This is a genomic window from Chamaesiphon sp. OTE_8_metabat_110, assembly GCF_031382685.1.
Taxonomy (GTDB): Bacteria; Cyanobacteriota; Cyanobacteriia; order Cyanobacteriales; family Chamaesiphonaceae; genus Chamaesiphon.
This window is the reverse complement of the sequence record NZ_JANMZA010000321.1, coordinates 1-11,202: the sequence shown is the minus strand read 5'-3', so window position 1 is coordinate 11,202 and position 11,202 is coordinate 1. Positions and strand designations below refer to the sequence as shown.

General features: G+C 48.3%; 9 protein-coding genes and 1 pseudogene. 4 read left to right on the top strand and 6 right to left on the bottom strand.

Annotated features, from left to right (window positions below):
* The 3 genes and pseudogenes from RMO52_RS11890 to RMO52_RS11880 form a co-directional block, all read right to left on the bottom strand.
* Positions 1–1,417 (bottom strand): annotated as a pseudogene (locus RMO52_RS11890) (hypothetical protein); the annotation flags it as partial.
* A 145-nt stretch (positions 1,418–1,562) separates the two neighbouring features.
* The gene (locus tag RMO52_RS11885; RefSeq protein WP_310414343.1) at positions 1,563–3,128 is read right to left on the bottom strand and encodes a trypsin-like peptidase domain-containing protein; all 1,566 of its coding nucleotides are present in this window, start codon (positions 3,126–3,128) and stop codon (positions 1,563–1,565) included.
* A gap of 149 nt (positions 3,129–3,277) precedes the next feature.
* Entirely contained in the window at positions 3,278–3,421 is a 144-nt protein-coding gene (locus tag RMO52_RS11880) for a hypothetical protein (RefSeq protein ID WP_310414340.1), read from the bottom strand.
* Positions 3,422–3,522: 101 nt separating this feature from the next.
* Here RMO52_RS11880 and RMO52_RS11875 point away from each other — a divergent pair, with 101 nt between their 5' ends.
* Both RMO52_RS11875 and RMO52_RS11870 read left to right on the top strand, forming a co-directional pair.
* On the top strand, positions 3,523–4,572 hold the full coding sequence (locus tag RMO52_RS11875) for a J domain-containing protein (protein ID WP_310414337.1): 1,050 nt from the start codon (positions 3,523–3,525) through the stop codon (positions 4,570–4,572).
* 238 nt (positions 4,573–4,810) lie between these two features.
* Positions 4,811–5,614: a Uma2 family endonuclease gene (locus RMO52_RS11870; RefSeq protein WP_310414334.1), complete on the top strand. Its 804-nt coding sequence runs from the start codon at positions 4,811–4,813 to the stop codon at positions 5,612–5,614.
* 104 nt (positions 5,615–5,718) lie between these two features.
* Here RMO52_RS11870 and RMO52_RS11865 read toward each other — a convergent pair whose 3' ends face one another.
* Both RMO52_RS11865 and RMO52_RS11860 read right to left on the bottom strand, forming a co-directional pair.
* A complete protein-coding gene (locus tag RMO52_RS11865; protein WP_310414331.1) occupies positions 5,719–7,365 on the bottom strand; it encodes a protein kinase domain-containing protein in 1,647 nt (548 codons plus the stop codon).
* Between the two features lie 234 nt (positions 7,366–7,599).
* Positions 7,600–8,838, bottom strand: a complete 1,239-nt coding sequence (locus RMO52_RS11860) for a hypothetical protein (protein WP_310414328.1) — start codon at positions 8,836–8,838, stop codon at positions 7,600–7,602.
* Between the two features lie 331 nt (positions 8,839–9,169).
* Between RMO52_RS11860 and rpmF the strand changes: the two genes are divergently transcribed.
* Positions 9,170–9,346 carry a 50S ribosomal protein L32 gene (rpmF, locus tag RMO52_RS11855; protein WP_295619862.1) on the top strand — a complete coding sequence of 59 codons (177 nt, stop codon included), beginning with the start codon at positions 9,170–9,172 and terminating at the stop codon, positions 9,344–9,346.
* 327 nt (positions 9,347–9,673) lie between these two features.
* On the opposite strand, the gene RMO52_RS11850 is transcribed toward rpmF, so the two are convergent.
* The gene (locus tag RMO52_RS11850) at positions 9,674–10,051 is read right to left on the bottom strand and encodes a DUF4870 domain-containing protein (RefSeq protein WP_309741924.1); all 378 of its coding nucleotides are present in this window, start codon (positions 10,049–10,051) and stop codon (positions 9,674–9,676) included.
* Positions 10,052–10,233: 182 nt separating this feature from the next.
* Between RMO52_RS11850 and RMO52_RS11845 the strand changes: the two genes are divergently transcribed.
* Positions 10,234–11,022 (top strand): MlaE family lipid ABC transporter permease subunit, encoded by a 789-nt coding sequence (locus tag RMO52_RS11845; RefSeq protein WP_309741925.1) that lies wholly within the window; start codon positions 10,234–10,236, stop codon positions 11,020–11,022.
* The last annotated feature ends 180 nt before the right edge of the window (positions 11,023–11,202 follow it).

The window sequence follows — 11,202 nt, the reverse complement described above, 5'->3', positions numbered from 1 at the left end:
AATAGCCATTGGTAGGGATTTGGATATTTGTGCTGCCAATCGCGTTGCTGGGAGTGATTTGGGTGACTCGATCTAGTTGCACTGTGACGATCGTTTCGTTGGCTTGCATCGGTGTATAGGTGCTGCCCCAATCACTGGTATAGCGACCGATACCAGCTTGGACGTAGGCACTATTGAGGGCGAGAATGGGTAACTGTGCGCCTGTGGCGGTAGTGAGCGTTTCTTGCATTTGGAGGCGGGCGATCTGCATCTTTCCTTTATCGTTCCAACCGATCGCGCCACGATTTAACACCGGACTGGACAACCATTTCCCGTCGCGTTTGAGAGCGCCGAGTGGCATCCGATTATTCCGATTGAAGTAGCCCCCATTGATGGCGGCGGCAAATTGAGTAGTGGGGGCAAATTTGATGAGATGGTTGGTACCGACTAAGTTTGGTTCGAGTGCGAGGATCGAGCGAATTTTGATCCCTTTTTGACGCGGATCGATTTCCAGGTAGCTAACGGGGAAATTAGTCGCGCCCAATTTCACCCACTTTTGTCGCCATTTGAGTCCGGGTGCCCATTTTATCTCGCGATCGGGAATGGTGGCAAGATTGGAGTTAATACTCACTTCGAGACTAGTTGGCGACAATAATTTTGTCCTCGCCCGCTGTCCTTTAACGATCGGAAATTGAATAATTGTTTGATTTTTACTGCTGGTGACTTTGTATTCTAATTTCTTAGCTGTCGGATCGTCATCGGGGTCGAGATTGGTGTCGAAAGTTGGCGGCGGGGCATTAAATTGGGCGAGTAATTTTGGGTCGGCAATTGCTTCGATCGTCAGATAACCTTCGGTAGGTGTTTGGCTGAGTTTCCAGGGTGTATGTCGATCTAGGGTGACGGTGATTTTGTCGTTTTTAGGGATATTTTCGCGGCGGACATTGACGACTCTAGTCGCTGGTGTATTGAGTTGCAGTTTAGTCCCGACGATCTGCCATTGCCATCCGCTCTGTTTGGCGAGATCGGTAATATCTAGATAGCGATATTGACGGCTGAGTTTGGCATTTATACTCACTGGTGTCGTTGGCGTAGCCTCCGCTTTGCGGAATCGAGTGGTGCCATACCAATCGACGGGCTGGGTTTGATAATTACTATTACTAAATAACTCTACCCCGAGCTGGCGATCGAGAGCTGTATCGCTAATTCCCAACCGCAAACCATTGCTAGTTTGCCATTGTCCCCAGGGGACATTTAGAGTTTTACCATTGAGGAATATTTCAGTACCTTGACTGACAAAATTGGTGGTAGATTTATTCCTAGTGACTCGATCGACTGGAATGGGTGGGAGATCTGCCTGGGCAATTTTAGCTAAGGAAAAGCTGGCAGCTAAGTTAGTTATAATCGCAATACTAATAAGCCAAAATCTCTGGTAATTCATCAGCGGTAAGGTAATGGGTAATGAGTAAGAGGTAAGAGGTAATGGGTAAGAGGTAAGAGGTAAGAGGTAATGGGTAATGGGTAATGGGTAATGGGTAATGGGTAATGGGTAATGGTACAATCTCCCAGTCCCCCAGTCCCCTCATCTACTGATTCAAGAAACTAATATCGTCGATTAATCCATCAGGAGCGCTGAGGGCGTATTGCCGAGCTAAGGTATTGTCTAGTTTAGCTTGGGCTGTGTTCCCTAGTGCTTGATGCGCCTGCGATCGAGCGCGATAAGCGGCGGCGATTTTGGGATTCAAAATGAGGGCGCGATTGAGTGCGAATAATCCCTGTCGATAATCGCCTGTTGCTACTAATAATTGACCTAGTACAGATTGTGCGCCAGGGGATTGGGGGGCAATTTGTACCGCTCTGCGGGCGAAGTTGAGGGCGGCGAGGGGGTTGTTTTGGGCTTTGCGCGTCAGTGCCAAATTGGTATACGCGTAATAGAGATTGGGATCGAGTGAGATCGCGCGTTCGAGATCGGCGGCGGCGATGCTGTAATTACCTAGTCGGGTAGCCACTAAACCCCGAATCGTCAGCGCCATCGCATTATTCGGTGCTAATGACACGGCACGATCGCAGACTCCTAGCGCCTCACCCTGTTTGCCAAACTCGCTGAGCAAGAAGCATTTACCAGCATAGGCGATTGCCGATTTGGGATCGCTGGCAATCGCTAGATCGGCATCGGCTAACGCCGCGCCGATCCGCTTGTTCATAAAATTGGCAGAAGATCTGGCGAGATAAGCCTTGGTGTAGCGAGGATTGAGCTTAATTGCTTCATTCATCGCCTCGATCGAACCGCCGATATTACCGCGATTGAAGCGATCGACACCAATCAAGAATAAGTCCGCAGCTTGGGGCGGTTTGGGAATATTTGTCGCGACAACTATCGGTGGCTTGCTACCGAAATTAACGCCGAGTTTTCCCGCCAAGCGCATAAAAGTATTCGTCGGAATCCCCAAATTAAACCCAGTTTTGATCCGAATATTGTTATTGATATCCGAAGCTCGCTCGGACTGCTGTACATCGCCTTTGCCGTGGATGGCGATCGTTTCCCCAGCTTCATTAAAGACTGGCCCTCCACTCATACCGGGGAGAGTATTATTACTATAAACTAACGAATAGCCACCTGCGAGCGGGCGATTGGCATTGGCGGTAACTTTACCTTCGGTAAAATTATAGATCGATGTTGTAATCGCCGTTGTCGCTAGGGGAAATCCCGAAACATAGACGATCGAACCTTCACTGACTGTCTCGACATTGCCTAATTTAGCGATCGGATAGTTAGCCGCACTTTGAAATTTAACGATCGCTAAATCTGCATCGGTAGTGGCTTTAATATTAGTGGCAACTAAGGGATAATTTTTGCCGTCGGGAGTTGTGATTTTAAACTGCGCTTGGCGATCTCGGACGACGTGGGCGGCGGTGAGGACGGTATAAGTGCTGCCTTCTTTTCTGATTACCACACCAGAACCGACAGCATCATTACTATCGATCGAGACTGTCACCGATTTGGCAATTTTGCCAACCTCTACTGCTGACAATGCCATCGCCGATTGACATGACAACACCATCGCCCCAAGTAGCAAAATACAGTCAAGCCGCAGCCAGCTCCGCACCAAATTCGCGGGTTTGTCTGGTAACATCGATCCAATTCTATCCATAACTATGATTAAATTACCCAAGTAACAATCGACAACAGTCAACACTCAACTGCTTTACACTAGCCGATAGTAACAGCATTCGGCACCGCGAGAATGCTGCTAAATATCAAGAACCATCAACCAGCAAGCAAGATCGTGAAAACCATCATCTAATCCAAGCAGTCCGACAAGTCAATGGACATATTAAAGTAGCACGTCACGTCATGATTTAAGGCGATCGCGCCGACAGTCCAGAATAATTGGATTGTGGTAATATCGAGTCGAGGTGCGCCGACAGGATACACACTGGGCACCACTGCACATTTATCGCTGAAACGCTCGATCGACTTAACACCCGATCGATTAACTGGATTAGAATAGTGCAGTTGCCATCTCAACCCAAAGTACCCGTTTTATGGCTCGAAAATCCAAATCCACACCCTTGCGCCCAAGTGCCGATCCGGCTGTTGCATCTAGCTCTGATGGGCTAGCCATCTCCGATCTTCGCATCCGGCTGGAATTTTTAGAACGGGACAACGAAAAGTTACTCAAGCAAATCGAGAAAAAACGTACCGAGCTAAATAATTTGCTCGATCGGATCCAGGAAATCGGCTTAGAAGTGGCTCAAAGAAGTGCGCCGATTCTCCAGCAACTCTTAGAAATTGACGCCAAAATTCATGCTGTTTTTACCGAGATTTTTACTGGTAAGAAACTAGGCAAACAAACTCGTAAGAACATCGAGAAAATTTATTATACGCTCCAAATCTCAGGATTGATTAGTCCCAGTCCCAGTCGCTACGAAATGGATGACGAGCCAGCAGATGACGATGATGAGTGGGATGCAGAGGAAGTCTTCGGACGCCAACAAGCGCACAATTACGATCGCGCCGAACTAGATCCACCCCCGATCGATCGCGATGAATTAAAAAAGATTCGCCAGATTTATTTACGCTTAGCCGATGTCTTTCATCCCGATAAAGTTAGTGATGACAAAGATCGCGACTATCATACTGAAGTCATGAAAGAAATCAATCAGGCTTATCAATCAGGAGATCTGGCAAAATTACTCGCGATCGAGAAACAGCATCAGATGGGCGAACTTATCGATCGCGATAATGAAGACGATCTGACGCGACGCTGTGCGCGGATCGAACAAGAAAATGAATTTCTCAATCAGCAACACGCCAATCTCAAACAAGAAATCCGCATCACTAAAAGTACGCCCGAAGGATCGATCGTGGCAGAGTATAAAAAGCTAACCAAATCGGGTGTCGATCCGATCGGCGAAATGGTCGCCCAAACCGAATCCCAAATTCAAACTATCGCCGAAGTTTATCAATTTGTGGTAGATTTCCGCGATAAAAAGATGACAATCAAAGACTTTATGAAAGGCCCTGCTGTCTTCCAACAAATCCAACAAGTATCCGCTGAAGAGTTGTTGATGGAGTTATTTTCTAAATTTTAGCACCATTTCAATAATTAATAATTAATAATTAATAATTACCTGTCCCTTGTCCTTTGTAGCGTCTACCGATTCAAAGGACAGAGGATTGAAGCCATCGATAATCTTGTTCGATTTACCCATTTATAGGGAGGCGTTATACCTATTTCGATCGGCAACTTCGAGCGAGATATTGCGATTGTAAACGTTGTCGAGTATCAGTTAAAATAGAAATAGAAATCGATAAGGTAAGGTTGCATATATGACAACTCAACTCAAGATTAACCGACAACCACTAGAAATCACATGGGAACCCCTTCCTGCTGGATTTAAGCTAGAGGACGAACCTGTGGAAAATAACGGACAACCATTAATCGCAGGCGCATTGCGAGAAAGCCTCGAAATCGCCCAACGCATTCAACCCCAGATGTTGATTGCTACTAATTTCGGCCTCTGTGCGACGGTGAATGGAGAATTAGTCATCAAAGCACCAGATTGGTTGTATGTCCCTAGCGTCAGAGAGCAATTAGCCGCTCGCAATAGCTACACTCCCAACCTAGAGGGCGACTTACCCCTCATCGTCATGGAATTTCTCTCCGAAACCGAAGGTGGAGAGTACTCAGTCAAACCCACTTATCCCCCTGGGAAATGGTTTTTTTACGAGCAAATATTGCAGGTACCGATTTATGTCATCTTCGAGCCGAAAGCTGGATTGTTAGAATTATACCGACTTCAAAACGGCAAATACGAACTAGAACAACCCGATGAAAACGGTCGTCATTGGTTGCCAGAAATCGACTTGTATTTAGGAACTTGGAAGGGAACTAAAACCGATCGCAGCGGCTATTGGCTGCGGTGGTGGCACCAGTCTTCCGCAATCTTGCCTTGGGCGGTAGAACAAATTGAAGCCGAACGCCAGAGAGCCGAGCAGGAGTCCCAACGCGCCGAGCAGGAATCCCAACGCGCCGAGCAGGAATCCCAAAGAGCCGATCGAGAACGTGAGGAGAAGGAAAAATTAATCGCCTATCTCCGCGCCAAAGGTCTCGATCCCAACGATCTTACTTGAGCGCATCCGCTCAAGCCTAAAGCCGATCGGTGAGCGGTAGCCGTTGGCGTAGGCACACTGAAAGCCTAAAGCCTGACTTTCGCAGGAAGTCTAATGTAGCTTGACTACCATAACGGGGTAGGATCGGCTGGTTTGTCTGAGGGGTTATCGGTATCGTTGGTTGTCGGTGATGGCGAGGTAGTTGGAGCTGGAATGGGATCGGGAGTGGGGCGCGATCTGGGCGGATAGACCGGAATTGGGAGCGGTGCTAGTGAAGGTGAGGGCGTTGGGGTAATTGTAGGTGTTGGTGTCGGTACATCGATCGGGATGGGCGACTCGGATGGTGTTGGCGTGGGGGTTGGCGTTGCTGAGGGGGTAGGCGTAGGCGCGGGGGTAGGGGTGCGGCGTACTCTAGGTGTCGATCTAGGTGTCGGTTTGGGAGCGACGATATCTGGCGTGGGACTCGGTTTGGGCGTCGGTGTGGCAGATGGGACATTGCACCCAGCGACCTGATTATTAAATACCCAGCCCGTCGAACGATCGGCCATCTGGATCTGGATAAAAGCGTCTCGTTCGGCGAGATACACCACCCGCGTCCCCCGCGCTAAATTAGCTTGAATTTTGGCATCGCGTTGGGGTGCCGATCGCACTCTAGTCGTGGGTAAATCGGTGGGAGTGGCGACCCGACACAGATCGGTCTGGAGATCGGTCTCAAAGTTGCGCCCAGCAAAGAAGTTACTGCTAAATAATCCAAAACTGCCCACTGCTGCCAAAATCAGGGCGATCCCACCAAATAAGGGCGAAAAACCTCGCTTGGGTATGGGCGCGATCGGCTGTGGTGCAGTGGTAGGGACAGTTACACCCGGAGCGACAACGGTGGCGGCTGGGCGATACTGGGGCGCAGTCACAGGTCGTGGTGTCTGCACGTAAGTTTCTTGGGGCGCAAATGTGCCCGTAACTAGGGCGTTAACGGCAGCTAGCGCCTCTTGAGCGGTATGGTAGCGATCTTTGAAGTGATAGCGGGTCATCCGCCCGACAATGGCAACTAGGCGCGGATTAGCGACAGTCAGATGCTCCCATTTGAGTTCGCCAGTGCGATCGTCTGTGGGCAGATCGTAAGGATTGACACCCGTTAGCGCCTGAATCCCGATCGCCCCCAAGGCATAGAGATCGCTACTGGGGCGAGGATTGCCGGAGGCTTGCTCGATCGGCATATAGCCCGGTGTGCCGATCGCGACGGTCATCGTCTGTTGTCCCGGCAATAACTGTTGATTGCGAACTTGTTTGATCGCCCCAAAGTCAATCAAAATCAACCTGCGGTCGAGATTGCGGCGCATGATATTATCGGGCTTAATATCGCGATGAATCACGCCCTGCGCATGGATAAATACCAAGATCTCCAAAATCTCTTGGAGTAGTTCGATCGTCTGCTGCTCGCTCCATTTTGTCCCCGTTGGTAGCTCCGTCGAGAGGGGATGCCCGGGGACGTATTCTTGAACTAAATAAAATTCTTGTTCTTCTTCAAAATAAGCCAGTAACCGGGGGATGCGATCGTGATTTCCCAGTTGCTGTAAAACGATCGCCTCTTTTTCAAACAGTTTGCGCGCGATATCTAGTACCGATCGATCCGTACTGGCTGGTTTGAGATGTTTGAGTACGCATTTCGGATTTCCAGGTAAATGCAAGTCTTCGGTGATATATGTTTGACCGAATCCCCCAATTCCTAAAATTTGGAGTACGCGATAGTGTCCCGCTAGTAACTGACCGATCATTTGATAAATCCATCTCCTCAGATATCTCAACTTTACCCTGATTTGCCAATTCTCGGGAGTCTATTCCTACTCATAGTGGATAGTGGATAGTGAATAGTGAATAGTGAATTATGAGCCTGAAATAATTCTAGTCAGGTAATTTCTGACTAGATTCCATTCGGGAGTGAATGCCGCACTCCGCATCACGCAAACTATGACAATAACTTTGACGAAATTTTTGAGTTTTAGTGGCGTCTAAAATTGATGAGATCGCAGTTGGGCGATCTGCTCGATCGCCCAACTCGGGCACCCCCGCTGAATGTTCACGATCTTGCGATTTAACTCTTGACCTTGACCATTTTTCAATATTTCCGTGTGCGTAATCCGATCGCCATTTTCTAAGTAACTTGCCAGCACCTGCATCGCCTTGTCTCTAAGTGCCGCTTGGCGCTGCGAGATCGACAAAGTTGGCACTGAGGTTGGGGGCGCAACGGACACTTCTACACTTGCCGCAGGCGCAACTGGTGCCGCAACGGACGGTTCTACACTTGCCGCAGGCGCGACTGGTGGCGCAACGGACACTTCTACAGTTGCCGCAGGCGCAACTGGTGGCGCTACACTTGGCGCTGGCTCGGCGACTGGTACTGGTGGGGTGACGTCCGCAGGCTGTGGAGCTGGCTCGGGCGGCAAAATATCCTCAAAAACCTGGTTGCCACTGAGCAGTTCGTTGATATTATAGATGCCTTCAATCCGATCGATATCTTCGGTATCCTCAGTATTAAAAGTATTGAGATATGACTCTAGATCGATCTCTTCCCGATCCTGACCATCCGTGTCCCGATCGTTGTCAAGCTGAGCGGAGAGAGTGGATATGGATGCCGATGAGGGGAGTGGCGTCAGTGGTAATGAGTCACTGTGGGTAATGACGATCGCATCGATCCACACGATATATTCATCCGGCTCGATCGCAATTTCACCTCGCTCGGTGCGGATGATAAAAGTGCCCTGCTTGGGTTGTAAGTCGCGAATTAGATACCAGTTGCCTTTGGTAAAAGTGAGGACATCGATCGGGGGTTTGGGTAGATTGAGTTGATAGCGTTTGTTATTCCACCATACTTTCCACAGTTCGATCGTCTCAGTATAGTTGAGTTTATATGACTCTGGCAGTTGATAATAATGATGCTCGGTAAATTCTGGATGCGATGATTTTTGGCGATCGATAAAACCTAGTTCCGTCAAAGCTGACACGATCGGCTGTCGATACTCAGAGCTATTGGCAATTAGAACTTTACGTTGCCACTGGTTGACTTGTTTGCTAATCCCGATTAATTTGCCTTGGCAATCGCTCAACCTAATTGAGGTTTCCGTGTATTCTAGCTTCAAGTTTGGGCTGGAGATGGAGTGTTTTTGACCCCGGACAAAATATTCAACAATTTGGAGTTCTTCAGCGGTGAGATTTAAAATTCGATCGGGTATATGATTTGTGTCTGCCATAGGGTCACACCAGCCAAAATTCTGCGATAAAGAGTTGGGGAAGCCAAGCTTGAGTACTGCTTGGAAGTAGCTACCATTTTGATACAATAACTAACAATTGCATCTTTGTCCCCCAATTCTATCCAGTCGCATTTGAGATCTGGCAGTGGGTCGGACAATTTTGAGTGTTTTGACTGAGATAAAGTGTGCAGTTGGGTGGTGTAATCTAGACCCCCACAGCTTTTAACGATCGTAGGTGCGGCTCATTCGCGATCGCTAACGCGAGATCGGCTAGGGATCGAGTTCGATTCTGATATACTAGGAAGGCTGTGCCTCAATAAATATACTCACAATGGCAGTTCCTAAGAAGAAAACGTCAAAATCCAAGCGTGACAAACGCCGTGCCACTTGGCGCAATAAAGCGGCAATCCAAGCCAAAAAAGCCCTCTCATTAGGTAAATCAGTCCTGACGGGCAGATCTACTAGTTTTGTATATCCTCAGCCTGATGAAGAAGACGCTGCCGAATAATCGCTCGGTAGGATCGCCGCAATGCGATCGCCGTCCCGATTAGCTTCATACCAGCTCGCGATCTGGCGCAATGGCAATCTAGTTCCCAGGGCAAATCCCCCACATCGAGATTACTCAGGAGCAATTATAGTTGTGGGGATTAGCCAATCGCCAAATTCGATCGCTGTTAAATTAATTGATAACTGAGTCCAATCGCCAACAATTAGACTTACAAGTCGTACCAAGTCAACGTCGATTTCAGCTAAATCCGATCGAGCTGGCTCAACCAATCGAGCAAAAAAATGGTGTAAAGACTCAATTTTCTCTACACCATCGATTTGAATTAAGTTATAGTAATCTCCAAATAAATGGATAGCGATAAGGTTCGTTAGGATTATTTAGGGTTGCTAGAATTCCGGAAATCGGTGGAATCCAGTGGAACAGGAAGAATAAACCACCAATCGCCCAAGCGAGGGGAATTGTGACAATTAGGGCAGTGAAGAGAAATCCTAATGCCCCCGAAATTGCGAAGTACAGCCAGATATTAAAGTGATAATTAAGTGTTTCTTTGGCAGTTGCTTTGATAACGGGGTCGTCAAATAGTAACAAAATTACTAATGGGATTACCGAAGTAAAGAGCAGCGAACCTAAAAAAATCGAGCCGTGGCATAACAAAGAAAATAGTTTCCGTTTGCCACTACCACTACTATCGCCAGAGTCAATCATTTCCAATCCTCTACAGTAATCTAGACTTAAATCTGCATGTATACTCTAGCATAGCTTACAGTGGGTTAGTAGTACGTTTTCCCCGTGTGGAAATCCGCCAGATGTGGAGTGGAAACATTCTCCCCCAAGCGACTTTCATATAATAGAGTGACTTCTGCACAGCTTTCCCACACCTCTGTCACATGGCTCCCAGATCTGGCGCAAACTCTCATCCCTACGCATATAGACGATTTGGCTTTACAGTCCTTCTGCTCGGTCAAGTTTGGCTGCATCTAATTCAAGGTAAAACTTGCTGGCATAAGATCTCCGAACACTCGTTCAAAACAGGCCCCGCAGCGATGATTCCCGTGCTGTTGAGTAATTTTATGGCGGGGATAATTTTCACGATTCAGACCGCCAGACAGTTGGAGCCGATGGGGGCACTCGGTTCGGTCGGTGGCGTGTTTGCGATCGCTTTTTGCCGAGAACTGGCTCCCATTTTGACGGCTTGTGTGATTGCGGGTCAGGTGGGTTCGGCGTTTGCCGCCGAAATTGGCTCGATGAAAGTCAGCGAACAAATCGACGCCCTGTATACGCTCCGCACGGATCCGATCGATTATCTCATTTTGCCACGAGTTTTGGCTTGCGGCGCGACGGTGCCGATTTCGATCGTGTTGGGTTTGGTGTGTGGGATTGCTGGGGGGATTTTTGTGGCGGCGCAACTCTATCAATTACCACCACTGGTATTTTTAGATTCAGCGCGCAGCTTTTTAAAAACCAACGATTTGATTGTTTTGGGTTGTAAAGGAGTCCTCTTCGGGGTGGCAATTGGGACGATTGGGTGTGGTTGGGGCATGACGACTTATGGTGGTGTCAAGCAAGTTGGCGAGTCGGCGACTGCGGCAGTAATTGTCTCAGGAATCGCAATTTTTGCGATCGATCTGGCGATTACGCTCTTCTTTGGCGATGTACCTACGAATAAACAGATGTGAACGGGAGTGATGTTTTTCGGCGGGTGTCAGGGCGAGCAGTTGGGATTCTAAGTCTTGGAGCGTCATAATTTAAGATAAGCCTTAGATATCCAAACTAGCGGATTATTGATTCTATTATGCCCTACAGCCATCTCGACGAGAGTAACGGACACAAATCCTTTCAACTCCCTGGTTCGCGCC